Origin of the sequence: Mesorhizobium sp. B2-4-19, assembly GCF_006441315.1 — a bacterium.
Taxonomy (GTDB): domain Bacteria; phylum Pseudomonadota; class Alphaproteobacteria; order Rhizobiales; family Rhizobiaceae; genus Mesorhizobium.
This window is the reverse complement of the sequence record NZ_VFUV01000004.1, coordinates 264,503-290,416: the sequence shown is the minus strand read 5'-3', so window position 1 is coordinate 290,416 and position 25,914 is coordinate 264,503. Positions and strand designations below refer to the sequence as shown.

26 protein-coding genes are annotated in these 25,914 nt (G+C 64.5%); 13 read left to right on the top strand and 13 right to left on the bottom strand.

Features of this window, described 5'->3' with window-relative positions:
- Positions 1 to 266 precede the first annotated feature (266 nt).
- From FJ546_RS09955 to FJ546_RS31540, 3 genes are all read right to left on the bottom strand, one after another.
- Positions 267 to 653 (bottom strand): hypothetical protein, encoded by a 387-nt coding sequence (locus FJ546_RS09955; RefSeq protein ID WP_140889160.1) that lies wholly within the window; start codon positions 651 to 653, stop codon positions 267 to 269.
- 206 nt (positions 654 to 859) lie between these two features.
- Positions 860 to 1,306 carry a YcgN family cysteine cluster protein gene (locus FJ546_RS09950; protein ID WP_140889159.1) on the bottom strand — a complete coding sequence of 149 codons (447 nt, stop codon included), beginning with the start codon at positions 1,304 to 1,306 and terminating at the stop codon, positions 860 to 862.
- Positions 1,307 to 1,396: 90 nt separating this feature from the next.
- Positions 1,397 to 2,209 carry a hypothetical protein gene (locus tag FJ546_RS31540; RefSeq protein WP_246686796.1) on the bottom strand — a complete coding sequence of 271 codons (813 nt, stop codon included), beginning with the start codon at positions 2,207 to 2,209 and terminating at the stop codon, positions 1,397 to 1,399.
- A 39-nt stretch (positions 2,210 to 2,248) separates the two neighbouring features.
- On the opposite strand from FJ546_RS31540, the gene FJ546_RS09945 reads away from it, so the two are divergent.
- Positions 2,249 to 3,685, top strand: coding sequence for an OmpA family protein (locus tag FJ546_RS09945; RefSeq protein WP_246686795.1), 1,437 nt, complete (start codon positions 2,249 to 2,251; stop codon positions 3,683 to 3,685).
- Between the two features lie 466 nt (positions 3,686 to 4,151).
- On the opposite strand, the gene FJ546_RS09940 is transcribed toward FJ546_RS09945, so the two are convergent.
- Entirely contained in the window at positions 4,152 to 5,018 is an 867-nt protein-coding gene (locus tag FJ546_RS09940) for an NAD(P)-dependent oxidoreductase (protein WP_140889157.1), read from the bottom strand.
- Positions 5,019 to 5,103: 85 nt separating this feature from the next.
- On the opposite strand from FJ546_RS09940, the gene FJ546_RS09935 reads away from it, so the two are divergent.
- Positions 5,104 to 5,466: a type II toxin-antitoxin system VapB family antitoxin gene (locus FJ546_RS09935; RefSeq protein WP_246686794.1), complete on the top strand. Its 363-nt coding sequence runs from the start codon at positions 5,104 to 5,106 to the stop codon at positions 5,464 to 5,466.
- On the top strand, positions 5,463 to 5,852 hold the full coding sequence (locus FJ546_RS09930; protein WP_140889156.1) for a type II toxin-antitoxin system VapC family toxin: 390 nt from the start codon (positions 5,463 to 5,465) through the stop codon (positions 5,850 to 5,852). Before FJ546_RS09935 ends, FJ546_RS09930 begins: the two co-directional genes overlap by 4 nt.
- Before the next feature lie 7 nt (positions 5,853 to 5,859).
- Here the strand turns inward: FJ546_RS09930 and FJ546_RS09925 are convergent, their stop codons facing one another.
- Entirely contained in the window at positions 5,860 to 6,495 is a 636-nt protein-coding gene (locus FJ546_RS09925) for a helix-turn-helix transcriptional regulator (RefSeq protein WP_140889155.1), read from the bottom strand.
- Positions 6,496 to 6,503: 8 nt separating this feature from the next.
- On the bottom strand, positions 6,504 to 7,376 hold the full coding sequence (locus FJ546_RS09920; protein ID WP_140889154.1) for a S1C family serine protease: 873 nt from the start codon (positions 7,374 to 7,376) through the stop codon (positions 6,504 to 6,506).
- A gap of 168 nt (positions 7,377 to 7,544) precedes the next feature.
- On the opposite strand from FJ546_RS09920, the gene FJ546_RS09915 reads away from it, so the two are divergent.
- Positions 7,545 to 8,495 carry a trypsin-like peptidase domain-containing protein gene (locus tag FJ546_RS09915; RefSeq protein WP_140889153.1) on the top strand — a complete coding sequence of 317 codons (951 nt, stop codon included), beginning with the start codon at positions 7,545 to 7,547 and terminating at the stop codon, positions 8,493 to 8,495.
- Between the two features lie 3 nt (positions 8,496 to 8,498).
- Here the strand turns inward: FJ546_RS09915 and FJ546_RS09910 are convergent, their stop codons facing one another.
- Positions 8,499 to 8,924 (bottom strand): VOC family protein, encoded by a 426-nt coding sequence (locus FJ546_RS09910; RefSeq protein ID WP_140889152.1) that lies wholly within the window; start codon positions 8,922 to 8,924, stop codon positions 8,499 to 8,501.
- Positions 8,925 to 8,990: 66 nt separating this feature from the next.
- Here FJ546_RS09910 and FJ546_RS09905 point away from each other — a divergent pair, with 66 nt between their 5' ends.
- Positions 8,991 to 9,596, top strand: coding sequence for a TetR/AcrR family transcriptional regulator (locus FJ546_RS09905; RefSeq protein WP_140889151.1), 606 nt, complete (start codon positions 8,991 to 8,993; stop codon positions 9,594 to 9,596).
- Between the two features lie 73 nt (positions 9,597 to 9,669).
- On the opposite strand, the gene FJ546_RS09900 is transcribed toward FJ546_RS09905, so the two are convergent.
- The gene (locus FJ546_RS09900) at positions 9,670 to 10,629 is read right to left on the bottom strand and encodes a LysR family transcriptional regulator (protein ID WP_140889150.1); all 960 of its coding nucleotides are present in this window, start codon (positions 10,627 to 10,629) and stop codon (positions 9,670 to 9,672) included.
- Positions 10,630 to 10,736: 107 nt separating this feature from the next.
- Here FJ546_RS09900 and FJ546_RS09895 point away from each other — a divergent pair, with 107 nt between their 5' ends.
- The 3 genes from FJ546_RS09895 to FJ546_RS09885 all read left to right on the top strand — a co-directional run bounded on the left by FJ546_RS09895 (position 10,737) and on the right by FJ546_RS09885 (position 15,484).
- Positions 10,737 to 11,366, top strand: a complete 630-nt coding sequence (locus tag FJ546_RS09895) for an FMN-dependent NADH-azoreductase (RefSeq protein WP_140889149.1) — start codon at positions 10,737 to 10,739, stop codon at positions 11,364 to 11,366.
- 102 nt (positions 11,367 to 11,468) lie between these two features.
- Positions 11,469 to 12,911 carry a 3' terminal RNA ribose 2'-O-methyltransferase Hen1 gene (locus tag FJ546_RS09890; protein ID WP_246686793.1) on the top strand — a complete coding sequence of 481 codons (1,443 nt, stop codon included), beginning with the start codon at positions 11,469 to 11,471 and terminating at the stop codon, positions 12,909 to 12,911.
- Positions 12,908 to 15,484, top strand: a complete 2,577-nt coding sequence (locus FJ546_RS09885) for a polynucleotide kinase-phosphatase (protein WP_140889148.1) — start codon at positions 12,908 to 12,910, stop codon at positions 15,482 to 15,484. The genes FJ546_RS09890 and FJ546_RS09885 overlap by 4 nt, the downstream gene beginning before the upstream one ends.
- A gap of 6 nt (positions 15,485 to 15,490) precedes the next feature.
- On the opposite strand, the gene FJ546_RS09880 is transcribed toward FJ546_RS09885, so the two are convergent.
- Both FJ546_RS09880 and FJ546_RS09875 read right to left on the bottom strand, forming a co-directional pair.
- Entirely contained in the window at positions 15,491 to 15,790 is a 300-nt protein-coding gene (locus tag FJ546_RS09880) for an AzlD family protein (RefSeq protein WP_140889147.1), read from the bottom strand.
- Positions 15,787 to 16,521: an AzlC family ABC transporter permease gene (locus tag FJ546_RS09875; RefSeq protein ID WP_140889146.1), complete on the bottom strand. Its 735-nt coding sequence runs from the start codon at positions 16,519 to 16,521 to the stop codon at positions 15,787 to 15,789. Before FJ546_RS09875 ends, FJ546_RS09880 begins: the two co-directional genes overlap by 4 nt.
- Before the next feature lie 171 nt (positions 16,522 to 16,692).
- On the opposite strand from FJ546_RS09875, the gene FJ546_RS09870 reads away from it, so the two are divergent.
- Together FJ546_RS09870 and FJ546_RS09865 are read left to right on the top strand one after the other, a co-directional pair.
- Entirely contained in the window at positions 16,693 to 17,151 is a 459-nt protein-coding gene (locus FJ546_RS09870) for an Lrp/AsnC family transcriptional regulator (RefSeq protein WP_140889145.1), read from the top strand.
- 144 nt (positions 17,152 to 17,295) lie between these two features.
- Positions 17,296 to 18,498 (top strand): MFS transporter, encoded by a 1,203-nt coding sequence (locus tag FJ546_RS09865; RefSeq protein ID WP_140889144.1) that lies wholly within the window; start codon positions 17,296 to 17,298, stop codon positions 18,496 to 18,498.
- Between the two features lie 53 nt (positions 18,499 to 18,551).
- Here FJ546_RS09865 and FJ546_RS09860 read toward each other — a convergent pair whose 3' ends face one another.
- Both FJ546_RS09860 and FJ546_RS09855 read right to left on the bottom strand, forming a co-directional pair.
- The gene (locus tag FJ546_RS09860; RefSeq protein ID WP_140889143.1) at positions 18,552 to 19,685 is read right to left on the bottom strand and encodes an FAD-dependent oxidoreductase; all 1,134 of its coding nucleotides are present in this window, start codon (positions 19,683 to 19,685) and stop codon (positions 18,552 to 18,554) included.
- 36 nt (positions 19,686 to 19,721) lie between these two features.
- Positions 19,722 to 20,390: a peroxiredoxin gene (locus FJ546_RS09855; protein WP_140889142.1), complete on the bottom strand. Its 669-nt coding sequence runs from the start codon at positions 20,388 to 20,390 to the stop codon at positions 19,722 to 19,724.
- A 104-nt stretch (positions 20,391 to 20,494) separates the two neighbouring features.
- Here FJ546_RS09855 and FJ546_RS09850 point away from each other — a divergent pair, with 104 nt between their 5' ends.
- On the top strand, positions 20,495 to 22,231 hold the full coding sequence (locus FJ546_RS09850; protein WP_246686792.1) for a BTAD domain-containing putative transcriptional regulator: 1,737 nt from the start codon (positions 20,495 to 20,497) through the stop codon (positions 22,229 to 22,231).
- Between the two features lie 47 nt (positions 22,232 to 22,278).
- Here the strand turns inward: FJ546_RS09850 and FJ546_RS09845 are convergent, their stop codons facing one another.
- Positions 22,279 to 23,748 carry a PLP-dependent aminotransferase family protein gene (locus FJ546_RS09845; RefSeq protein ID WP_140889141.1) on the bottom strand — a complete coding sequence of 490 codons (1,470 nt, stop codon included), beginning with the start codon at positions 23,746 to 23,748 and terminating at the stop codon, positions 22,279 to 22,281.
- A 97-nt stretch (positions 23,749 to 23,845) separates the two neighbouring features.
- On the opposite strand from FJ546_RS09845, the gene FJ546_RS09840 reads away from it, so the two are divergent.
- Both FJ546_RS09840 and iolE read left to right on the top strand, forming a co-directional pair.
- Positions 23,846 to 24,964: a Gfo/Idh/MocA family oxidoreductase gene (locus FJ546_RS09840; protein WP_140889140.1), complete on the top strand. Its 1,119-nt coding sequence runs from the start codon at positions 23,846 to 23,848 to the stop codon at positions 24,962 to 24,964.
- Positions 24,961 to 25,860 carry a myo-inosose-2 dehydratase gene (iolE, locus tag FJ546_RS09835; RefSeq protein WP_140889139.1) on the top strand — a complete coding sequence of 300 codons (900 nt, stop codon included), beginning with the start codon at positions 24,961 to 24,963 and terminating at the stop codon, positions 25,858 to 25,860. The genes FJ546_RS09840 and iolE overlap by 4 nt, the downstream gene beginning before the upstream one ends.
- Positions 25,861 to 25,914 lie beyond the last annotated feature (54 nt).

The window sequence follows — 25,914 nt, the reverse complement described above, 5'->3', positions numbered from 1 at the left end:
ATGAAAAACCCCGCGGGAGCGATCCCGCGGGGTTTTTTCGAGCCGCACCCGCCCGATGGGACAGGAGCTCCACTAGTCCAGACCGACCTTCGCAGAAGGTCGTGTCTCCAGACTGACCCCATCGGGGTCATGTCTCCAGGCTCATCTTCAAAGAAGATGATGCCTCAGACCGACCTTCGCAGAAGGTCGTGTCTCCAGACTGACCCCATGGGGTCATGTCTCCAGGCTCATCTTCGAAGAAGATGATGCCACTCCGATTTGCAGCCTCAGCGATAGATAACCGGGCAACCGCGTTGGTTGGCGAACACGATGACGACGCGGTCGCCGTCCTGGCGGCCCATGACCTTGACCACGCGGCGGTTGACGTCGACGATGCGGGCTCGGTAGAGGCCCATGCGCTCCGCCTTGTCGAGGGCGCGATCCGGCGAGCAGCCGCGGCGCCAGCCGTCGCGGCGCCAATCGTCACCGCGCCAGTCGTCACGGCGCTCATCGCGGCGATGCCGATAGCCGTCGTCGCCGGTGTAGACGCCGAAGCGCGGATCCTGGTTGTTGCCGAAGCCGAGATAGAGGCTGTCGGCATGGGCAGGAACGGCCGTCAGCGCGCCAAGGCCGACAAGGGCCGAGAGGGCTGCCGTTTTCACCGTGTTGAACATGGTCTTCTCTCCTTGTTGCGGGCTTGTGCCCGTCCTGTTGAAAGCGATGATGGGAGAATGCGCCAGCCTGCCTGAACTGTTTACGAACCCGGCGTTCATCTGCGGTTCATGTGGCGGGGAAAAGGAAATCTTCGCCAGGTTTCGAACGATGCGTGCCCAAAAATTCCTGTTCGTGTTCCTTGTCGGGAGCCGTATTGAGGCGGACCTCAAGGCTCGTCGTCGAGCATATAGTCAAAATAATCTTCGGGCTCGGCCAGATCGGTCTCGCTCGCCTTGACCCGGCCGCGCATCGAGATGCCGGCCTCGTGCACGGTCTCCGCACTGCCCGACACCAGCCGGTGCCACCAATAGAGGTCGCGACCCTCGGCCACCAGCCGGTAGGCGCAGGTGCTTGGCAGCCAGCTGATGGTGCGCACATTCTGCGGCGTCAACCCGACGCAATCGGGGACGCGCGCCAGCCGGTTGGCGTAGTCTGAACAGCGGCAGGTCTGCGCGTCGAACAGCCGGCAGCCGACACTGGTCCAGTAGATCTCGCCGGTATCCTCGTCCTCGAGCTTCGACAGGCAGCATTTGCCGCAGCCATCGCACAGCGATTCCCACTCGGCCGGGCTCATCTGCTCCAGCATCTTTGTTTTCCAGAACGGCGTTTCCATTTTGGGGATGTGGCCCCAGCCGCCGCCGAGGTCAAGCGCGACGACGGTTGAAATGCGGCCGCAACCCGCCCGAATGACATGAAGTTGCCTTCAAAAGGCCGGCCAATCGCCCCGTACGGTGTCTATCCCCGCCAAACTGGAACCAATCGGGTTAAGATCGGTTTCGGCAAGGATGGGACCCCACAAGGAGAGTTTTCGATGAAACGCCAACCATGGATTCTGGCAGGCACCGCACTTGGCCTGTTGATGGCATCCGCGCCGTTGGGCGCGTTCCCGCTTCAGGGAAGTGCCGCGTTCGGCCCCATGCAGAGCGGGGCAACACCATTGATCCTGGCTCAGGCGGCGTGCGCCGAGGGCGAATCGGCCGAAGCCTGCGCACAGAGACAGCAAGGGGAACAGAAGCCCGAGCGCAAGAAGCGCGAACAGCAACAGCAACAGACCGAGCAGGCACCGGCCCAACAGGCCGCCCCGGCCGAGGAGCAGCAGCCGCGCAGGAAGAAGCGCGATCAGCAGCAGCAGACCGAGCAGGCGCCCGCCGAGCAGGCGGCACCCGCCGAAGAACAGCAGCCGCGCAGGAAGAAGCGCGAACAGCAACAGCAGCAGACCGAGCAGGCGCCCGCAGAACAGGCGGCACCCGCCGAAGAGCAGCAGCCGCGCAGGAAGAAGCGCGACCAGCAGCAGCAGACCGAGCAGGCGCCCGCAGGACAGGCGGCACCCGCCGAAGAGCAGCAGCCCGGCAAGAAGAAGCGCGATCAGCAGCAGCAGACCGAGCAGGCGCCGGCCGAACAGGCTCCAGTTGGTGAGACACAGCCCGCCAACGACAACCAGCCAGTCAAGCCCGGCAGGAAACACAAGCAGGATCAGCAGAAGCAGGCGCCTGCTGCCCCGGCAGTGACGCCGCAAGCCGCCCCTGCGCCGAAAGAAGCTCCGACTGGCGAAGCAGTGACGCCGAAGGTTGAACCCGCGCCTGCCGGCGAACAGCCGGTCCAGGGCGAGCAGCCCCAGGACAAGACAAAGAAGCACGGCAGGAAGCCGGCGGGCGAACAGCCCGCGAATGGCGAGCAGCCGGCGACAGGCGAACAGCCGCAGACCGGCAAACAGCCCGCGACGGGCGAGCAACCGGCCAATGGCGTGAAGCCGGCAACCGGTGAACAGCCCGCCAATGGCAACACGGCCGCGCCTGCCCAGGGCGAAAACCCCGTGCAGGGCGAAGCGCCCGCCGACAAGAACGCTGCGCCCATCCTCGACAGCCAGAAGGATGCCCAGCGCAAGGGCGGCGGCCGCAAGCATGGCGACCAGAATGGCGAACAGCAGAATGGTGGCCAGAACGCCCAGCAAGGCGGCGACCAGGGCCAGAAGCCGGCGGTCGCTCCTGTCGACCAGGGCCCGCCTCCAACCGACGACAAGTCAGCCCAGCAGGCGATCAAGCCTGAAACGCTCGTCCCGGTAACGGAAGAGAAGGGCAAGCGCCTCGACCGGGCGCCCGACGAGAACATCCGCGACCGCCGTCGTCCCAAGGGCGTCGACGTCCTCAAGGAGATCGGCGACCGCGTCATCATCCAGCTCGGCGGCCAGACGATCGTGCAGAGCAATGAGGGCTCGCGGATGAACCGCGGCGCCAAGGACGTCTATTACGAAGATCTGTCGCAGGGCCGTACACGCGAGACGGTCCAGCGCGACAATGGCGTCCAGATTGTCACCATCCGCAACCGTTACGGCGATGTCATCCAGCGTTCGCGCATCACGCCGGATGGGCGCGAATATGTGCTGAGCTATGTCGACGAGCGGGACTATCAGGATGAGGGCGACTGGCGCGATCCCGGCGACGACCTGCCGCCGATGCGGCTGACCATCCCACGCCGTGATTACATCCTGGATTCGGAGGATGTCCAGAGTCCCGACGACTACTACACCTTCCTCGACCAGCCGCCGGTGGAGAGGGTCCAGCGTCTCTATTCGATCGACGAGGTCAAGCGTTCGGCCCGCGTGCGCGACATTGCACGCCGCGTCGACCTCGACACGCTGAACTTCGAATTCGGCTCCTCCTCGATCTCCGACACCGAGGTGCAGAAGCTCGAGGGCGTCGCTAGCGCCATGGAGAAACTGCTGAAGAAGAACCCGGCCGAGACCTTCCTGATCGAGGGCCACACCGACGCCGTCGGCACGCCGGAAGCGAACCTTGCTCTGTCGGACCGCCGCGCCGAAGCGGTTGCCGAAGCGCTGACCAATGCCTTCGGCATCCCGCCGGAGAACCTGACGACGCAGGGCTATGGCGAGCAATATCTGAAGGTCAACACCCAAGCGCCCAACCGCGAGAACCGGCGTGTCGCCATCCGCCGCATCACCTCGCTGGTGGCACCGGTCGCCAGCAACAATTAGGTCATGATTTCAAAACCATGACCTGGTTTGCGGACTCAATGCGAAAAAGCACCCATCCCCGGCTCGATCGGGGATGGGAAAGCTTCGGATCCAGCCCCCGGCTCAAGAAGATTTGTATCGGCATCGGAACCGGCTCATTGAATCACAGGCTTGCTGACCCCAGATTCAGGGCTGGGCGTTCCCTGCCCCGTCCCGACTCCAGCGGGACGCATTGAGCCCCGCCGGCCCTCTCCGGCGGGGTTTTTTGCTTTGGATCTATCTTGCAAAGAGCGACTGACTGGTCTGACCATCATCCACCTCGCCTTCGTCGTCTCTGCGCTGATGCTGGCCTATGCCGATCGGCTTATGGGTCTGAGCAAAGGCAAGAAGGGCGAGGCAGGCTGACACGCGTCACAGACTGGCCAAGGCCTCCCGAAACCATACCTGTTGGAGCCAATCTCGAAGTGATGTGGCCTGCATTGAAGAGCTAGTAGATGCTCTTGATCTTGCTGTCCGTGTGGGCAAACACCTCGTCCGGCACGAAAAAGTCGCCTGCCAGCGGCCCGGTCGCGCCGGGCGCATAGATCGAAAAGTCGCTGATGCCCTCGGCGCGAAGCACCTCTTCGTCGATGTAGAAATTGCCGGATGCCTCGCGCGACGGCCGCATGAAGATGGCGTGCGCGGCGTCGGCCATGATGTCGGGCGAACGGCTCATTGCCGCGACCGTCGCACCGCCGAGCAGGTTGCGCACCGCCGCCGTGTCGATGGTCGAGATCGGCCACAGCGAATTGACCGCGATGCCGTCCTTGGCGAACTCCGCGCTCATCCCCAGCGTGCACATCGACATGCCGAACTTGGCCATGGTGTAGGCGACATGGTTCTTGAACCACTTGGCCTTCATGTCGAGCGGCGGCGCCAGATTCAGGATGTGAGGATTATCGGCCAACTTCAGGTGTGGAATGCACATTTTGGAGACCAGGAAGGTGCCGCGCGTGTTGATCTGGTGCATCAGGTCGTAGCGCTTCATGTCGGTCTCCAGCGTGCCGGTGAGCTGGATGGCGCTGGCATTGTTGACGCAGATATCGATGCCGCCGAATTTCTCCACCGTCTTTGCAACAGCGTCGGCCACCTGCACCTCCTCGCGGATGTCGCACAGCACAGGCAGCGCCTTGCCGCCGGCCTGCTCGATCTCCTGCGCCGCACTGTAGATCGTGCCCGGCAGCTTGGGATGCGGTTCGGCGGTCTTGGCGGCGATCGTCACATTGGCGCCGTCGCGCGCCGCCCGCAGCGCGATCGCCAGCCCGATGCCGCGCGACCCGCCGGAGATGAACAGCGTCTTTCCCTTGAGCGACATTTATCCTCCGCTTCCCTGATATCTCTTCGTCCGCGCGATCCTTGCCCGTGCCGTTGCCGGATACAAGAGCCTGGGGTGCCGTCGGATGGTGACGTTGGGGAGGCTTCTTTCGCTGCCGACCCGTTGGACTTTCGCAATCGGTCCCTATATATATCTTCTATACAAAGAGGTGGAATATATAATGGCTCTATCGATCAAGAACATGGAAGTTGAGCAACTGGCGCGCGAGCTTGCCCGCCGCCGTCGCGTCTCGGTGACGGAAGCGATCCGCCAGAGCCTCGAGCGTGAGGTGGCGCGCGAGCGGCTGGTGCCACGCGACAAGGGCGATGATCTTTTCCGGCGCTTGATGGCGATCTCTGACAGCGCCGGCCAGATCCCAAAACGCGAAAATGCTATGACTGAGGACGAGATTCTCGGTTACGATGAGCTTGGAATCCCGACGCGATGATTATCGATTCCTCCGCGCTTGTCGCTGTTCTGCGCGCCGAACCAGGTCGCGACCAATTTGTCCAAGCTATCACCAGTGCCCAGAGAAGGCTTATTGCCTCTCCAACCCTGTTGGAGACAACGATGGTGCTTGTTGGAGGTTGGCAGGACGAGATTGTCGATCGTCTCGATGCCTTCCTCCGCGTTGCCTCGATCGAGACAATCTCGTTCACGGCCGACCATGCAGCCGTGGCCCGTCAGGCCTTCCTGCGCTACGGGAAGGGTCGGCATCCGGCCGCGCTCAATTTCGGCGATTGCATCGCTTATGCCGTAGCCCGGCTCGAGGCCATGCCGCTACTGTTCAAAGGCAATGATTTCCGCCTGACAGATATCGAGGCGGCGGTTTGATCTGCTGCTAAACCAGCACCAGCCCCTGCCGCATCGCAATCGCAATGGCATCGGTGCGGTTGGCCGCGCCCAGCTTGATCAGGATCGCCGCGACGTGGAATTTCGCCGTGTGCACGGAAATATTAAGTCGCCGCGCGATCACCTTGTTGGGCGCGCCTTCGGCGAGCAGCGCCAGCACTTCGGCCTCGCGCGGCGACAGCGCTGGCCGTGCGGCATGCTCGTCCAGGACGTCATCCTCGAACGGCTCGCTTTCGCCCGTATGGAAATCCTCATGGTGTCCGCTTCTGCCCTCGCCGGTGACGCGATAGCCGGCGGCCGCCAGCCGCGCCGCCGCGGCGATCAGCAGATCGTCGGCGCCCGCGGGCATGACCGCAAACACCTCACCGGCGGGCCGCCCGCCGCCGGTGCGTCCTGACAGCAGCACGCGCGGTGTGGAGGCCGGCACGGCATCTCCGCTCCCGTCATCGATGATTGCGACATCGGCCCGGCCGCCGCCGGCCGCCACCGGCAGCAGGTCGTCGCTGGCGGCAAGCGTGGCGGCCAGGCGCTCGGCGCGCGCGGCATCGCCAAGCGCAATCAGCACCACCAGTTGCCGCGAAGCGGCCCTGTTGCTCACGATCCGGTCGCCGGCGAGCGTTTCCATCAATCCTCTCAGCTCAGCGGCTTTTCGCCGATGGTCAATGTCACGTCGCGCTGTTCACCGCCACGCACCACGCCAAGCGTCACGGAAGCACCGGCGCTGTCAGGGCCGAGCCGACGGATCAGGTCGCGCGGGCCATGCACGGCCTCGCCGTTCCACGCCACGATGATGTCGCCCAGCGACAGGCCGGCGGCCTTGGCCGGACCGGCGTCGTCGAGGCTCATCACCATCGCGCCATGGGCGTCGCGGTCGCGCACCGGATGGAGGCCAGCGCCGAGATAGCCGCGCGCGACATGGCCCTTTTCACGCAATGTCGCCACTGCCCGCTCGATCGTCTCATAGGGCATGACCAGTGCACGGCCGCGCGGCCCGAACAACAGCATGCCGATCAGCGCGCCCTTGGCGTCCAGCACCGGGCCGCCCTCGAAGCGGCCGCCGGCGCCGACAGCCAGATGGATGCGCCGGTCGATCGTGCCGCCGCGCATCGAGCGCCAGGCCGGCCCGACTTCGCCGACCGAGCCCGACACCGCCAGCGCCGAGCCCTGGCTGTTGCCGATGGCAATGGCAATGTTGCCCGGCCGAACGGCATCGGCCCTGGCAAGGACAGGCACGCCGGCCGCATCCGCGGGCTTCAACAGGGCAACGCCCGTCGACGGGTCGCGGCCGACCAGTTCGGCCTTCACCGTCCCGCCAGAGGCCAGCGTCAGCTCGATCTCCTCGCCGGCCTCGACAGCCTCCTCGGCGGTGACGAAATAGCCGTCGCTCCAGTGGAAGGCGCTTGCCGTGCGATGGTGGTGGGTGGCGAAGCTCGCCATTGCTGGCGCCGCCTTGGCGGCAAGGTCGGCAACGGCTTGCGAAAATGCATTCAAATTGAAATCGCTCATGGATGTCTCCTGGGGTTCGTCATGTCCCAGATATCGCCCGACGGCGCCCCTGGAGGTACTCGCCTGACGGCTAGTTGGCGGTTTGACTGGCCATCTGGTCAGGTCGCGGCGGTTCCAGCCGCTCCGCACATATAGTCACGATCAAGCCTGAAAACACGGAGCCCATCCATGGCCCTCGCCGCCGCCAATTTCCAATCTGACGAGACGCTGCTCGACGCCTATTCGATGACGGTCGCAGACGCGGTGGACCGCATCGGCCCGGCCGTCTGCCGCATCGAGCGCATTGGCGGCCAGGGCGGCCATGGGTCCGGCTTCGTCATCGCGCCGGACGGGCTGGTCGTCACCAATTTCCATGTCGTCGGCGACGCCAGGACGGTGCGCGTGTCGATGCCGGACGGCGCCTCAGGCGAGGGTCGCGTGCTCGGCCGCGATCCCGACACCGATATCGCGCTGGTGCGCGCCGATGGCAGCTTCACTGACGTCGCGCCGCTCGGCGATTCCAAGCGGCTGCGGCGCGGCCAGATCGCCATCGCCATCGGCAATCCGCTCGGCTTCGAATGGACGGTCACCTCGGGTGTCGTCTCGGCGCTCGGCCGCTCGATGCGCGCTTCGACCGGCCGGCTGATCGACGACGTCATCCAGACCGATGCCGCGCTCAACCCCGGCAATTCCGGCGGGCCGCTGGTGTCGTCGTCCGGCGAGGTCATCGGCGTCAACACCGCCATGATCCACGGCGCGCAAGGCATTGCCTTCGCGGTCGCCTCCAACACCGCCAATTTCGTCATTTCGGAGATCATCCGCTTCGGCCGCGTGCGGCGCGCCTTCATCGGCGTCTCCGCCGACACCACCAATCTGCCGCGCCGCGCGGCGCTGTTGTCGCAAGTGTCGACCAGCACGGCGGTGCGGCTGCGCAGCGTCGAAAAGAACGGCCCGGCGGCCAAGGCGGGGCTGAAGGAGGGTGACATCATCGCCGCAATCGACGGCCGTCCGGTCACCGGCGTTGACGACCTCGTGCGCATGCTCGACGCCGAGCGCATCGGCCGCGAGACGCTGTGCACGGTGGTGCGCCGCAGCGGCGTCAGCCAGGTGGCGGTAACGCCGGTGGCAAGGGCGGGCTGAGGCTCAAACCCCTGCCGCGCCCTCGGCGTACTGCGCCAGAAACGCCTCGCTGGGCGGGATCGGCTTGATGACATCGATCAACACGCCGTTGGGGTCCCGGGTGATGAAATGGCGCTGGCCGAAGGGTTCGTCGCGCAGCGTTCGCAGGATCGGCAGGCCGGCGGCGAGGATCCGCTCATAGACCGCATCGGGGTCGCGCACCTCGAAATTGATCAGCAGGCCAAAGGTGCGCCCCCGCCCCTCTTGCGGGATCGTCTCGTGGTCGCCCTGGACGATGCCGAGATTGACGCGTTTGCTGTCCACCGATTGCAAATGCACATACCAGTCGCTTTCGAACAGCGGCTGGAAGCCGAAATGCTCGACATAGAAGGCCGCCGTCCCGGCGACGTCGCCGGTCATCAGCACGGGGTAATAGCTCGTGGTCTTCATCTTTCCTTCTCCGTGGACATAACATACAGTCTGTATGTTAATCGAATTAACATACAGGCTGCATGTATGCAACAGGAATCCGCGCGCCGTTCCAACCGCGACCGCACCGAGGCGACGCGCGCCGATTTGATCGCGGCGGCGCGAAAACTGTTCACGGAAAAATCCTATGCCGAGACCGGCACGCCGGAGATCGTCACCGCGGCCGGCGTGACGCGCGGCGCGCTCTACTATCACTTCGCCGACAAACAGGCGCTGTTCGCCGCCGTGGTCGAGCAGGAGGCACAGGCGGTGGCGCAGGAGATCGAGCGCGCTTCGACATCCTCGCTCGAAGCCCGCGATGCGCTCATCGCCGGATCCGACGCCTATCTCGACGCCATGCGCGCGCCCGGCCGCACGCGGCTGCTGCTGCTTGATGGCCCCGCCGTGCTTGGCCGCGCCGCCATGGATGCGATCGACAACCGCCACGGCAACCGCTCGCTGCGCGAGGGCCTGGTCGCGGCGATGCGGGCCAACACGATGACGAGATTGCCGGTGGATGCACTGACCGCGCTGCTCGCCTCCGCCTTCGACCGCGCCGCGCTGGCCATCGAGGCCGGCGCCTCGGCTCAGGATTACCGCGCCGTGCTCATGGCGCTGATTGATGGATTGTCTCCGGCTCGTCCTGGTGCATGACCCCGAACCAAAGCTTCGCATCAGCAAAAGTCGCAATCGATTTTCGCTGGGGATCATGCGCAAAATCAAAGTTCTACAGCGTCTTTTGCGCGCCCTCGGGGACGCGCGGCGCTGTCGGCACCTCGCCCGGCTTAAACTCGTTGAAGCAGCCGAGTTCGCTTTTGAACCGTTCGATCAGCCAGGCGGCGGCCGGCTTCGGGCTGCGATCGTTGCGATGCATGGCAAACAGTGGCGAACTGATTTCCTCGTAGGGTTCGAGATCAAGTTCCACCAGGCGGCCGGTGGCCAGGTCGTCGGCGATCAGCCAGCGCGGCAGCCCACCCCAGCCCAGCCCCTCGCGCATCAGCGTATGCTTGGTGCGCATGTCCGAAAGCCGCCAGGTGCGGTAGGCAAAGACGCCATAGTCGCGCCCCTTGGTGCGTTCCGACTGATCGGTGACGACAAGCTGCGTGTGCTCGCGCACATCCTCGATCTTCACCGGCTTCGGCAGCAGCGCCAAAGGATGGCTGGGCGCCGCCGCCGGCACCATCGACATGAAGCCGATGCGCACGAGATGAACGTCGACCTTGCCCAGCAGGCCGCCAATGCCGAGATCGGCCTGTCCATTGACGACGTGGTCGGGGATCAATCCAAGCGAGCCTATATGCAGGCGCAGCATCACGGTCGGAAACTGCGCCTCGAACGCCTTCAGCACCCGCACCAGCACGGGCGACGGCAACGACGCATCGACCGACAGCGACACTTCGGCCTCCAGCCCATGATGATGGCCATCGACGCGCGAACGCATACGCTGCAGCACGCCGATCATGCGCCTTGCATCCTCCAGCATCGCCCGGCCGATCTCGGTCAGTTGCGGCTCGCGCGTGCCCTCGCGTTCGAACAGCTTCAGCCCCAGCTGCGCCTCGAGATTGGCGATGCCATAACTGATGACGGATTGCGCCCGGTTGAGCTTGCGGCCGGCGGCCGAGAAACTCCCGCTATCGGCGACGGCAACGAATATCTGAAGCTGGTCGAGTGTCGGATTAGGCTGCATCGATGTACCTAATTTATGGATGGATCGTATATAAAATATAACAGTTTATATGATGGATAGATATCCCATATCTAGCGGGACAATTTATTCCACTGGAGAAACCCGCTATGTCCATTCTTCTCGTTACCTCGAGCCCGCGCGGCGCTGCCTCGCACTCGACCCGCATCGCCACCGAATTCGCCGAAAAGCTCCTCGCCGCCGATCCGTCGAACACGCTTGTCGTGCGCGACCTCGTCGCCAACCCGCTGCCGCATATCGATGCCGACTATTCGACCGGCATCTACACGCCGGCTGAAGCGCGCACCCCGCGCCAGGCTGAAGTCGTCGGCGTCTCCGACGTCGTGCTCGACGAGTTGTTCGCCGCCGACACGGTGATCCTCGCCACAGGCTTCATCAACTTCAACATCTCCTCGACGCTGAAGTCCTGGGTCGACCACATCGCCCGCTCCGGCCGCAGCTTTGCCTATGGCGAGAACGGCCCCAAGGGCCTCGTCACCGGCAAGAAGGTCTATATCGTGCTGGCTTCGGGCGGCATCTATTCCGAGGGTGCGGCCGTGCAGTTCGATCACGCCATTCCCTATCTGCGCGGCGTGCTCGGCTTCCTCGGCATGACCGATGTCGACGTCATCCGCATCGAAGGCGTCGGCATGGGGCCCGACGCGGTCACCGCGGCGCTCGCCAAGGCGACCGCCAAGGTCGACGCCGTGGTCGCCAGCCAGCAAGCCGCCGCCGCGTAAGGCGCCTCGCTCATCTGAACTCGAAAGGCAGGCACCTCGGCGCCTGCCTTTTTGCTTGGCAAGCGGCGCAACAGGTTGCGTATGGGAAATGGATGTATTGCGTTGGATAGATTGCCGCGCAACGCCATTGGTTATTCTGCTTGTCTGCGTTATCGGTCGCTGATGTTCCTTTCCGTCGCCACAACGCATCGTCCAGCCACAGATCTCGGCTTCTTGCTGCACAAGCATCCCGAACGTCTGCATGAGACTGACCTGTCATTCGGCAAGGCTTGGCTGTTCTATCCGGAAGCGACCTATGAGCGTTGCGAGGCTGTGCTTCTGCTGGACGTCGACCCGATAGGGCTCGTGCGGGGCAAGGGACAGGCGGAAGGCTTGCTGGACCAGTATGTAAACGATCGTCCGTATGCGGCATCGTCCTTCCTGTCGGTGGCATTGAACAAGGCACTGCGGACCGCGATGGCCGGCATATCAAAGGAGCGCCAGCAACTGGCCGACAGCGACCTGCCGCTCGAAGCCGTGGTGACCCCGCTGCCGATGCGCGGCGGCGAGGCTCTGGTTCGAGATCTGTTCGAACCTCTGGGATGGGTCATCGACCTGACGCCGATCGAAAATATAGGATCTGGAGCTGGCGAGCCGCGATACGGTCGCCTGAGGCTGACTGGCACTGGCCGGCTAAGCAGCCTTCTCAACCACCTCTACGTCCTGATCCCGGTGATGGACGACGCCAAGCACTACTGGGTTGGCGAGGCCGAGATCGACAAGCTTCTGTCGAAGGGCGAAGGCTGGCTGGAGAACCATCCGGCCAAAGACCTGATCGTGCGTCGTTATCTGCGCAACCGGCGTGTGTTGGCTCGTATCGCCCTTGAGCGACTGGCCCCCGAGACCGTCGGTGAGGCCCTGCCTCCCGAAGCTCGGGCTGCGCCTGAGGAGGCGCTGGAGGCGCCCATCCGGCTGAATGATCTGCGCATGGATGCTGTGGTCCAAGCCATTCGAGCAACCGGCGCGACCAGTGTTGCGGATCTGGGATGCGGCGAAGGCAAGCTGCTGTATCGGCTCGTGCGCGAGCGATGGATCCACAGGCTGTTCGGACTCGACCCCGCAGTCCGCGAACTGGAATGGGCTGCCAAGCGCCTCAAGCTGAACGAGTTCGGCGGGCCGCCCGAAGGTCGTGTCACGCTGCTGCATGGATCGCTGACATATCGCGACAGCCGCTGGGCTGAAGCTGACGTCGCCGTGCTGGTCGAGGTCATCGAACATCTCGACGAAGACAGGCTGCCTCTGATCGAACGTGTGGTCTTCGGCGAGACAGCGCCCAAATCCGTGATAGTGACCACGCCAAACGCTGACTACAACGCGTTGTTTCCCAATCTGGCCCCTGGCGCCTTTCGCCATCCGGATCATCGTTTCGAATGGAGCCGGGTTCGGTTTGAAGCCTGGGCGGCTAAGATCGGCGAGACCTATGGCTATGATGCTGCCTTCAGTGGCATCGGAGCCGTGGACCCCGTGCTTGGCGCGCCGACACAGATGGCGGTGTTCACCCGATGAGAGAGCCCGATAAGACCGACCTCACCATCCCTGACTTCGCTCTCGTCGTGCTGATCGGCTCGACCGGATCAGGCAAGTCGACCTTCGCCGCCAGGCACTTCCTGCCGACCGAAATCATCTCCTCGGATCGCTGCCGCGCACTGGTCTGCGACAACGAGACTGATCAGGACGTGTCGGCCGACGCCTTCGATCTGGTGCGCGAGATCGCCGGCAAACGGCTCAAGCATCGCAAGCTGGCGGTCATCGACGCCACCAATGTGCGAGCCGCGGACCGCAAGGCCTGGGTTGAACTGGCGCGAAAATGGCACGCTTTGCCGGTCGCTCTGGTTATCGATCCGGGCGTCGATGTCTGCGTCGCGCGCAACGCGTTGCGGCCCGACCGGCCGTTCGGCGCTGGCGTGGTCCAGCGCATGACGACCGAAATCCGCAAGGGCCTCGGCGGCCTGCAACGCGAAGGTTTCCGTCAGGTCTGGAAGCTTACTAGCGAGGCCGGTATCGACGCGGCCAAGGTCTCGCGCCAGCCATTGTGGACCGACAAGCGCGGCGACCATGGTCCGTTCGACATCATAGGCGACATCCACGGCTGCGCCGATGAACTTCAGGCCCTGCTTGGGCAACTGGGTTACAGCGTCGCCTGGTCCGAGGATCATGGCGAACGAACCGTCACTGTGACGCCGCCGGAAGGTCGCAAGATCGTCTTTGTCGGCGACCTCGTCGATCGCGGTCCCAACGTGCCCGACGCCTTGCGCATCGCCATGAGCATGGTCGCGGCCGGAACCGCCTACTGTGTCCAGGGCAATCACGAACGCAAACTCAGCCGCTGGCTGGAGGGCCGCAAGGTTACGATCGCGCACGGACTGCAACAAACCATCGACCAGCTGGACGCTCAGGATCGCGGCCTGCGAGAGGCTTTGCCGGCCTTCCTCGACAGCCTGCGCAGCCACGTCTGGCTGGACGAGGGACGCCTCGCCGTCGCCCATGCCGGTTTGAAGGAAGACATGATCGGCCGCGGCTCCGGCGCAGTGCGTGAGTTCGCCCTCTATGGCGAAACCACGGGCGAAATCGACGAATTTGGCCTCCCCGTCCGGGCCGACTGGGCAGCGGCCTATCGCGGCAAGACGAGCGTGGTCTATGGACATACGCCAGTGCTGTCGGCCGAATGGGTCAACAACACCCTCTGTATCGACACCGGGTGCGTGTTCGGCGGCAAACTGACGGCATTGCGCTGGCCGGAACGCGAACTGGTCGACGTCCCGGCAGTCCAGATCTGGTCCGAACCAGTGCGTCCGCTCGGTGGATCCGGCCTCGGCAAATCGGCACAGGCCGATGCCGACGGCGTGCTCGATTATCAGGATGTCTCCGGGCGCCGCTGGATCGAGACCGAACTAAGGGGCCGGGTCGTCGTGGCCGAGGAGAACGCGTCGGCGGCACTTGAGGTGATAAGCCGCTTTGCGCTGTCGCCGCAGTGGCTGGTATATCTGCCGCCCACGATGTCGCCATCCGAGACCTGCAGCCAAGGCGGCTGGCTGGAGCGCCCCGAGGAAGCCTTCGCCCATTTCCGCGAGCGTGGCGTCAGCCAAATCCTGTGCGAGGAGAAGCACATGGGTTCGCGGGCAGTCATCGCGCTGTGCAGAAACGCGCTGACGGCGCGCGGCCGGTTCGGGGTCCCGGGCGACGAGACCGGCGCGATCTGGACCCGGACCGGGCGCTCCTTTTTCAACGACACCGGCATGACGGAAGGCCTGCTCGCCCGCCTCCGCGCAAGGGTCGAGGCTGTGGATCTATGGAGGGAATTGAACAGCGACTGGCTGCTGCTGGACGCTGAGATCATGCCATGGTCGGCCAAGGCCGGCAGCCTGATTGAAAGCCAGTATGCCCCGGTGGCGACGTCTGCGGCCGCTGGCCTCCAGGCCGGCCGCGAGGCACTTGCCCTTACGATGGCACGCGGCGTCGATGCGGCCGCGCTTGACGCGCGCCTTGAGGACCGGGCCGCGCGCGCGGCCAGATACGCCACCGCCTGGGCGCCTTACGTCTGGCCGGTCTCGGGCATAGAGGATCTGAAGGTCGCGCCGTTCCACCTGCTCGCCAGTGAGGGGCGTGTCTGGTTCGACCAGGACCATTTCTGGCACATGACGCTTGCAGATCGCCTGGCTGCCGGCGACGGCGCGGTAACGCGAACACAATGGCGGGTGGTCAATCTGGCCGACGCCGCCGCATGTGCGGAGGCTGTCGTCTGGTGGGAGACGCTGACCGGCTCAGGCGGCGAAGGCATGGTGGTGAAGCCGCGCGACTTCGTCAGTCGGAACAAGAATGGGCTTATCCAGCCGGCGCTGAAGGTGCGCGGCCCGGAGTATCTGCGCATGATCTATGGTCCCGAATACGACGCGCCGGACAATCTCGTGCGCCTTCGGGAACGAGGCTTAAGCGGCAAGCGTAGCCTGGCGCTCCGGGAGTTCGCGCTCGGGCACGAGGCGCTGAAGCGCTTTGTCGCCAGGCAGCCGCTACGGCGTGTTCACGAGTGTGTTTTCGGCGTCCTGGCGCTGGAGAGCGAGCCAATCGATCCAAGGCTGTAGTCTGGACTACCCGATAAAATGCCTCAGCAGCCCCGCCGAAGCGACGCCGATCAGCACGGTCGGGAGCATGGAAAGGCGCGTCGCCGCGATGAAGGTGATGGCCAGCGCCAGAAGGTCGGCGGGATTGCGCGACACGAAAGCCGGCGCGATGACCGAGATCAGCACGCAACCGGGCGCCGCCTCCATCACCGCGGTCGCACGCGCGCTGAGCACGCGGTTGCGCAACATCGCATAGCCGCCGATCCGCGTGAGATAGGTGACGCCGGCCATCAGCACGATGGTGACAAGGGTTGCCACGTCGATCATGCGTCGCCTGCCATCAGCCAGGCAGCAAACAGCCCCGACACCGCGCCCGCCGCGACATACCAGGCGCCGGGAATGAAGAGATGGACAAGGGCCGCGACGACCAGGCTCACCAGCCAGGGCCGTGCCGCCGCCACGCTTTTCCACATGCCGCGCATCAGCACCAGGAAGACAGCCGGAAACGCCATGTCGAAACCATAGGTCTCGACATGGCCGAGCATCGGGCCGAGCAGGGCGCCAAGCGTGGTGAAGGAGAACCAAGTCAGGTACATCGCCAGTGCCGCGCCCATATAGTAGCGCGGGCTGAAGGCCGGCGTGATATCAGCCGCGGCGCGCTGTTTGGCGTCGGCCAGGCCCAGCGCCCAGCTTTCGTCGCACAGGAAGAAAAGCGCTGGAAACACCTTGCGCCGCGGCAGGTCGCGCAGGAACGGAGCGAGTGCTGCTCCCATCAGCAGATGGCGGCTGTTGACCAGGAAGGTGATGGCGACGATGAGCAGGATATGCGGCGGCGACGTCCACAACTGGATCGCCGCGAATTCCGAGCCGCCGGCGAAGTTCAGCCCCGTCATCATGGACAGTTCGAGCGTGCTCAACCCTTTTTGCGTCGCCTGGGCACCAAGCACCAACGCATAGGGGATGGTGCCCAACAGCACCGGCGCGCAGGACGCCACGCCCCGGCGGAACTCGGATCGCGAGCCGTCGCCCGCCGCTTCGACTGCCTGTGAAATGCTCATGCTCTGCCGTCGGCCGGCCTAGCGGCCACCGCTTCCCTGGGTTTTGAACTCTTATGATACCGGCGGCAAACATAACCACACTTCTCGGCAATTTGGTTGCGAAGATTGTTGCATTCTCTCTACTTTTGGCACTGAATGTCACAAATATCCGATAAAATGGAATCCAGGGCCATGACGCTCGACGACATCGACAAGCGCATCCTGCGGGCGCTGCAACGCAACGGCCGCATGGCCAATAACGATTTGGCCAACGAGGTCGGCCTGTCGCCCTCGCCTTGCCTGCGGCGCGTCAAGCTTCTGGAGGAGGCCGGCGTCATCGACCGCTATGTCGCCGTGCTCAACCCGGCCAGCATCGACAAGGGCCTGACCTTCTTCACCCGCATCTGGCTGAAGACGCAGGACGAGGACACGATCCAGCACTTCGCCACCGAAGTGGCCAAGCTGCCCCAGGTCATGGAATGCTATCTAATGCTCGGCGACTGCGATGCCCTGGTGCGCGTGGTGGCGGCCGACGTCAACGACTATCGCCGCTTCCAGTCCGAGCATCTGAGCCGCATCAAGGGCGTCCAGAACGTCAAGACCGACGTGCCGAGCTGGACGATCAAGTACACCTCGGAACTGCCGATCTGACTGGTCCCACAGAGCGGCCCGGATGCCTGGAGCAGCGTTTCGGACTGGATAAAAAATGCAACCGGATTGTAGGATCGCTTTCGCTGCCATCGTCCTTCGGACGCAAGCAGCGCTGGGCGCTGCCCTCTGGGATGGGAGATTTGCATGAACCTTTCCTATCGTTGGGTCATCGTCGCCGCTGGTGCGCTGATGTCCTGTGTCGCCATCGGCACGATGTTTTCGCTGGCGATTTTCCTCGAACCGATGGCGATCGACACGCAGTGGTCGCGCGCCGGCATTTCGAGCGCCATGACGCTCAACTTCCTGGTCATGGGCCTTGGCGGCTTCGCCTGGGGCGCGCTGTCCGACCGCTTCGGCGCCCGCATCGTCGTGGCGATCGGTGCCATGCTGCTCGGCCTGGCACTTGTGGTGGCGAGCCACGCCGGCTCGCTCCTGACCTTCCAGATCAGCTATGGTGTCCTCGTCGGGCTTGCGGCCAGCGCCTTCTTCGCACCGATGATCGCGCTGACCACGGCCTGGTTCGACACCAACCGCGGCCTTGCGGTTTCGCTGGTCTCGGCCGGCATGGGCGTTGCCCCGATGACGATCTCGCCTTTCGCCCGCTGGCTGATCTCGGCCTATGAATGGCGCACCGCCATGTTCGACATCGGCATCATGGCCTGGGTGCTGCTGCTGCCGGCGGTGCTGCTGGTGCGTCAGCCACCAAAGCCCTCTGTGGCGGACGGGGCTTCCGCGCCGGTCGCCGAGGGCACCGGCATGAGCGTGGCCCAGGCACTGCGCTCGCCGCAATTCATCGTGCTCGGGCTGACCTTTTTCGCCTGTTGTGCCGCCCATTCCGGGCCGATCTTCCATATGGTCAGCTACGCCATGCTGTGCGGCGTCGCCCCCATGGCGGCGGTGACGATCTACAGCGTCGAGGGCCTCGCCGGCTTGGGCGGCCGGCTTCTCTACGGCGTGCTGGCCGACCGGCTCGGCGTCAAGCCGGTGCTGATCGCGGGTCTGGTGATCCAGGCGATCGTCATTGCCGGCTATCTCTCGGTCAGCCAACTCGACCAGTTCTATGTGCTGGCCGTCATCTTCGGCGCCACCTATGGCGGCGTCATGCCGCTCTATGCCGTGCTGGCGCGCGAATATTTCGGCCAGCGCATCCTCGGCACCGTGTTCGGCGCCGCCACCATGCTGTCCAGCCTCGGCATGGCGCTCGGCCCGCTCGCCGGCGGCATGGTGTTCGATGCCTATGCCAACTACCACTGGCTGTTCATCGGCTCGGCCCTTATCGGCCTGGGTGCCGCCGGCATAGCGATCGCCTTCCCGCCGCTGCCGCGCAGGCAGTTGCAGATGGCCTGAAGCGGATGGACGGGCGCTGGTGATAACCCATCGGCGCCCGCCTTCGTCGAAGGTCAATGCCCAAACCAGCGAGCTTTGCGGCTGGAACCGAAATTCACCTTGTCGACCCGCAAAGCCTCCGACGGTTCATAGAAAGCACCGGTGGGTTTTGGACCGGAGAAGAAATCCACATCGACCCTGGCGATCCGGTTGGCACCAAACTCGATGTAGCAGGATCCCGCGCCCGGGTTCCTTGCCGTCGGTTCCTCATGGCGGAGCCTGGCGATCAGGTTCGCCGCAACGGTGCGTGCGGCGCCCTCGGCAAAGACGCCCGCTTTCGGCGCGCCCGTATTGGCCAGATCCCCCAGCGCGTAGACGCCGGGAAAGCGGGTTTCGAGTGTGCGCGGATCGATTGTGACCCAGCCGCCTTCGGTGATGCCGGCTTCGACGACGACATCGGGCGCGCGGTTCCGGGGCACGCCCAGGAACAGATCGCAGGGCAGTTCGCCGCCATTGTCGAGCGTCACAACCTTGCGGCCCTCGTCCACGGAAACCACCCGGGTGCTAGGGATGAAGGTGATGCCGCGCTCGGCGAAGGCGGCCAGAAGCGCCTTCGACGTTTCGGGAGAAGGCGGCACCGGGCTCGACATCGAGTTCACATAGGTGATCTGGCAGTCGCCCCGGACACCCCGCTCGGTCAGGTAGTCATGCAGCATCAAGGCGCATTCGCTGGGCGCGGGCGGGCATTTGTAAGGCGCGCCGCAGACGCCGATCACGGCATGGCCGTGGGTGAAGCCGGGCAGCACCCTGGCCATGTGGACGGCGCCCGGAACCGAGTAGAATTCGTTGCGGCCGAGCGTGATGCCGGGTGTAGCCGAGACGTCATAGTCGGCGCCGAGAGCGATCACCAATATGTCCGCCTCGTGCACATCTTTATCCGTCGTCACGCGCCGCCGTTCCGGGTCGATGGCGGTGACGGTCTCGCGCTTCATCGTAACGCCGGCCTTGGCATAATCGGCGTAGGGCAGCCGCACAGTCGCTTCGGTTGCGCGGCCGAACATCAGATCAAGCTTGGCAAAGCCGAACACGAAGGAATCCGACCTGTCGATCAGGGTGACAGCAATGCTGTCACCCAAAGCTTCGGACAAGGACGTGCTGAGCTCGAGCCCGCCGAAACCGGCCCCAAGGATAAGAATACGGGTTTTCATACTGTCACCTCCTGTTGCCTGATGTCTTTGGAAGGCTCAGGCGTTGCTGCGAGGCTGCGGCACGATGCGGATATACGGCTTCGGCTGCTTCCAGCCGTCGGGGTAGAGCACCTTGGCTTCGTCGTTCGAAACCGAACCCGCGATGATCACGTCGTCGCCCTGCCGCCAGTTCACCGGCGTGGCGACGCGATGCTTGGCGGTCAGTTGCATGGAGTCCACCACACGCAGGATCTCGTCGAAGTTCCGGCCGGTGGTCATCGGATAGGCGATCATCAGCTTGATCTTCTTGTCGGACCCGATGACGTAGACATGGCGCACCGTCTGGTTGTCGGCCGCCGTATGCCCCTCGGCGCTGTCGCCGGCCGTGGCGGGCAGCATATCGTAGAGCTTGGCAATGGCCAGCATCGGGTCGCCGATCATCGGGAAATTCGGCGCGTGGCCCTGGGTCTCGGCAATGTCTTCAGCCCATCCGGCATGACGCTCGACCGGATCGACGGAAAGCCCGATGATCTTGACGCCACGCTTGTCGAACTCGGGCTTCAGCTTGGCCATGTAACCGAGTTCAGTAGTGCAGACGGGGGTAAAATCCTTGGGATGAGAAAACAGGATGCCCCATGAATTGCCCAGCCAATCGTGGAAACGGATTGGGCCGTGGGTGGTTTCGGCGGTGAAGTCAGGCGCGGTGTCGGCGATACGAAGAGACATTTGATCCTCCTGCGAGAGACGGTTGGAATTGACTACGAGTGCAGACTAGGCAACCTATGTTCCGCCAGCGTTCCCCGCCCCACAGGCGCTTGTGACGGCCGGGCATGCGGGCCTCGCATCCTGAAAGGGCCTTTCGATTGCGTGTCCGGGTTCAATTGCTTGGCGGCTTCAGCGTCAGTCTGGACGATCAGGTCATACCGGTCGCGGCGTGGCGCCGGGACCGTGGCGCCGCACTGGTGAAGCTGCTGGCCGTCGCCCGCTCCCACCGTATCCACCGCGAACAGGTGATGGAGGCCTTTTGGCCGGATCTAGATCCGGAGACCGCCGGCGCCAACCTGCGCAAGGCCATCCACTTTGCCCGCCGCGCGCTGGGCGCCCACGACCTCATCGAACAAGCGGCCGAAATTATCGCCCTCGCCCCGGCCGCCGACCTCGAGATCGACGTCGAGGCGTTCGAGGCCGCCGCCAGGCTTGCCTTGCACTCCAAGGAAATCGCCGCCTGCGAAGCGGCCGCCGACCTCTATTTGGGAGACCTGCTGCCGGACGACCCCTATGTCGACTGGTTCGAAACGCCCCGCCAGGCCCTGCGGCAGCGTTATGCCGAGGTGCTGCGGGCCGGCAAGCTCTGGCAGCGCCTGATCGCGCTGGACCCGGCCGACGAGCAGGCGCAATGCGCCCTGATGCAATCGGCGCTCGACGCCGGCAACCGCGCCGAGGCGATCCGGCTGTTCAATCAGCTGAGCGAAAGCCTGCGGATCGACCTCGGCGTCGGTCCCGGCGCGGAAACCGTGAAGCTGTACGAAAAGGCGCTGGCCGTACCCTCTATCGACCCCGTCGGCTTGAGCGACCGCATCCGCGCCTCGCTGGCCTGGGGCCTGCTGCACCTGCAAAGCGGCGACTTCGCCAAGGCCGGCCAAGTTGGCCGGGAAACCCGCGAACTCGCCATGGGCGCGGGGTTGGCCCGCGAGGTTGGCGAGGCCAGCGCCCTGATCGGCCTGGTGGCCCACATGCAGGGCCAGTGGCGCGAACTGTTCAGGGCGGAGTTCATCGAATGGGTCCGCTCCAAGCCAGCCTTCGTCTCCAACGTTTTTGACGGGCATCTGTGCCTGGCCGAATTCTGCCTCTGCAGTGCCAAGGGCCACCACGACATCGCCGCCTCTGCACGAGAGCTCCTGTCGGTGGCCGAGGGCGCCGGCTCGGTCGTCGGGCGCGGCCTGGCCTCGCTCGTGCTGGGTGAAGCAGCGCTGTTCTCGGGCCAGTTGGCCGAGGCCGAACGCATGTTGACCGAGGCCGAGAGACTCTACGCGCAGGTGGGAACCGTGGCCGGCCGCGTACTGGCGCTACAGCGCCTGACGGAACTCGCGCTTGCCCGCCACCAGAAATGGCAGGCAGGACGGTTGATCCACCGCGCCACCACCCTTGCCCGTTCTTCCTGGCTGGCGCCGCACCTGCTGATCAGCCTGAAAGGGCTTGAGGTGCGCGCCGCCAACCCCGAGAGGATCGCCGAGACCATTCGCGAAGGTGACCGCATGCTGTCATCGGGCTGCAATTGCCAGCCTTGCTCAATGACCTTCCGTACGGCGGCTGCCGTTGCCCTGGCCGAGGCGGGCGAGATCGAACAGGTCAACCGCCGGCTCGACGAGGCTGAGCGGGTCGCCGGCATGTGGAACGGCGGCCCCTGGGTGGCTGCCGTGTGGGAAGCGCGCGGCGTGCAGCGCCGGGCCGAGCGCAACAAAACCCGGGCCGTGGCGGCATTCGAGGAGGCAGCCACGCGCTTCGCCGCGCTTGGCAGGCCGATCGACGAGGTGCGCTGTCGGGCACGGATGGCCGATCTGGGCTAGCAACGCACACCAGCACGAGCCGGGCTTAAACGAATAATCCCAGTTGCTTACCTGGGATCATTCATTCGCGAAAAATGGTTTTGCAGCACGGTGCGAAACTTCTGCATCGTCCTTTCGGTCGTCTGCGCATCGGCGGCCGCGAAGCCCATGACAAGGCCGTTCTGCTGCGTGCCGTGGCGGTACTGGATAGACAGGGCCGACACGTTGATGCCTTGCTGGAGCGCCGCTTCGGCTACCGCCCGGTCGCTGCATCTGTCGCGGAAAATGCCGACGACCTGGATGCCGGATTCGGTCGTGTGGAAATCCAGCCATTCCCCGAGATGCCGTTGCGCGCTTTCCAGGAAGAACTGCCGTCTCTCCGCGTAGAGCCGCCGCATGCGCCTGAGATGGCGGGTGAAATGCCCCTCATTCATGAAGTCCGCCAGCGCGGCCTGGGTCAGCAAGGGGGCGAACTGGCCGCTCACGCTCAGCGCCGAGACGATCGTATGGTCTATCGCCTTGGGCGTCACCATGAAGCCCAGCCGCATGGCCGGGAAAAGGATCTTGGCGAAAGTGCCGACATAGACCACGCGGTTCGATGCGCCGATGCCCTGCAGCGCCGGAATAGGCTGGCCCTGGAAACGGTACTCGCCGTCATAATCATCCTCGATGATCCACGAACGCCAGGTCTCGGCCATGTGCAGCAGATTGAGCCGCTGTTCCATCGGCATGGTTATGCCGAGCGGGTGATGGCAGGAGGGCGTCACGAAGATCATGCGGGGCACGACATCGGGCGGATCGAGGTTCCAGCCCACGTTGCTGACGCGCAGCGGTGCGAGTTTCGCGCCGGCCGAGACGAAGGCCGAGCCGGCGCCGTAATAGCCCGGCTCCTCCATCCACACCGTGTCGCCGTCATCGATCAGCAGCCGGGCCAGGAGATCGAACGCCGACTGCGCGCCATTGGTCACGACGATCTGCTCGGCGGTGCACTTCACCCCGCGCGAGCCGGTGAGATAGCGCGCTATGGCCTCGCAGAGCGGCGGATAGCCCTTGACGTGATAGGTGCCGAAAAGATCGATATGGGCGAACTTCGCGCGGCGACCGAGCAGTTTCGACCAGGTGTTGAACGGAAAATTGTCCGGGTCCGGCATGCCGGGATGGAAGGCAAGCATACCCGGCTGGCCATGATGATAGGGTTGGGCAAGCATGGCCTGGCCGCGCCGCGATAGCGGATTGGCGTCCTCGACCGACATTTGTTCGGCAACTGCCGAACGCGTCGGCAGATCCATCACCACCGAGGGTCTGCGCGGACGTATCGCCAGATAGCCCTCCAGCGCCAACTGTTCGCAAGCGGCAATCACCGTGTTGCGTCCGACTTTCAGATCCCGCGCCATGACCCGTGTCGAGGGCAGTGCGTGGCCGCTTGGCAGCACGCGCCGTTCGATCAGGCCGCGCAACTGGACATAGAGCTGCCGGTGCAGATTGGCGGAGCTGTCGCGATCCAGGGCAATGCCGTCAACGGGAAAGCTGGTCTTCATCTGGTTCCCAAAAATCAATGGAATCTGGTTCTAACAATGGAACCAAAGGAGGCCTACCCTCAAGAAAAAAGCGTTCGGGTTCAGATGGGGCTGGCCGATGCAGTGCATAAGGGTGGGAGTGATCGGGGCGGGCGGCGTCGCCCAGGTCGAGCACATTCCGAACCTGCTCAAGCTGCACCGGCAGTTCAATATCCTTGGCGTCTACGATCCGTCGCGAAAAGTCCGCGCTTTCGTCGCAGAGGAATTCGGCCTCGAGACATTTTCCGATCTCGACGCGCTGCTCGCCATGCCGCTTGACGCCGTGGTCATCGCTTCGCCGGATGCGCTGCACCGCGAACAGAGCCTCGCCGCCTTTGCCAGGGGCCTGCATGTCTTCTGCGAAAAGCCGCTTTGCTACGGCGCGCGGGACATCGACGAACTGATCGCCGCCAGGGATCGCGCCGCAAAGGTGCTCCAGGTCGGCTACATGAAGCGTTTCGACCCGAGCTACGAGGCGGCGCTGAACTTGCTGCCCGGCACGGCGCGGACGCTTCGCTACATTTCGGTCGAGGTCAACGATCCCGACGCCTGGCCCTTCATCCGGCACGCCTCCACTTGCCGGGGTGACGACGTCGCGGCGGAACTGATTGCCTCGACCGAAGCCAGACAGCGCGAGCAGGTCGACCGCGCGGTGCCCGGGATCGACGATCCCGAGGCCTTCCGCGGCTTTGTCGGCGCTTATTCCTCGTCGATCGTGCACGACGTCAACGCCGTCCATGGCTTGCTCGATGCGCTCGGCGTCGCCGACGGCGAAATCGTCGGCGCCTCGTTCTTCGCCAGGGGCGAAGGCGGCCAGGGCGCCGTGCGGCTGCTCGATGGCCGGGCCCTGTGGACCATGGTCCATGTCGCCACGCCGGGGCTGCCTGATTACCGCGAGCGCATCACGCTCCATTTCGACGATGCCTCGCTCGAGCTGGAATTTCCCTCGCCCTATCTCAACCACCAGCCGACGCGGTTGACCGTCCGCAGCGCCGACGGCCACACGCTCTCCAGCCGCGACATCCGCAGCGGCTTTGAAGAGGCTTTTATCGAGGAGTTGAAGGGCTTCTGGTCGGCAATCGTCGAGGGTACGCCGGTGCGCAACACCGCCGAGCACGCGCGCCGCGACATGACGCTGCTGGCTGGACTGACCCGCCATCACCTTGCCCAATCGAAGCAATCAGGAGCTCGCCCGTGACGGTTCGCATCGGCATCAATCCGATCACCTGGACCAATGATGACGTGCCGGAACTCGGCGGCGATACGCCGCTTGAAGTCTGTCTCAGCGAAACCAGGCAGGCCGGCTACGCCGGCACCGAACTCGGCGGCAAGTTTCCGCGCCGGTCGACCGAGCTGAGGCCGATCATGGACCGCTATGGCCTCGCGGTGATTTCCGGCTGGTATGATGGCCGCTGCGACGAGAAGGATCTTGGTGCCGAGATGGATGCGATCACGCCGCATCTCCAGCTCTTGAAGGATATGGGCTCTACCCATGTCGTCTATGCCGACACCTCGCGCGGGCGCCACAACGCCATCTGGGGACCGATCTCGCAACGCCCGGCCCTGAGCCCGGAAGAATGGCCGGCCTATGGCCGCAAGCTGACGGCACTCGCCGAAAGAATGGCGGACTTCGGCGTGCGCATGGCCTTTCACCACCATATGGGGACCATCGTCGAGACAGATGCCGAGGTTGGCCTGCTGATGCGGCATACCGGCGAAGCCGTCGGCCTGCTTTACGACACCGGCCATTCGATATTTTCGGGCGGCGACCCGCTCGCCTTGATCAAGGCGCAGGTCAAACGCGTCGTGCATGTGCACTGCAAGGACGCCCGCAAGACCGTGCTCGAGCGTGCCCGCGCCGAGGACATGAGTTTCATGGGCGCGGTCATGGACGGGATCTTCACCGTGCCAGGCGACGGCTTCATCGACTATCCCGCCATTCTGCGCGTGCTGGCCGACAATGGTTACAGCGGCTGGCTGGTCGTGGAGGCCGAGCAGGATCCCAACAAGGCCAATCCGCTGACCTATGCGACGATGGGATTTAAGAACCTGTCGCGCATGGCGAGGCAAGCCGGATTTACCGTCATGGAGTGATCGAGGCCACTATGCGGGCCTCCAGGGAACCAGTGCTGAGGAATGAAACTGGAA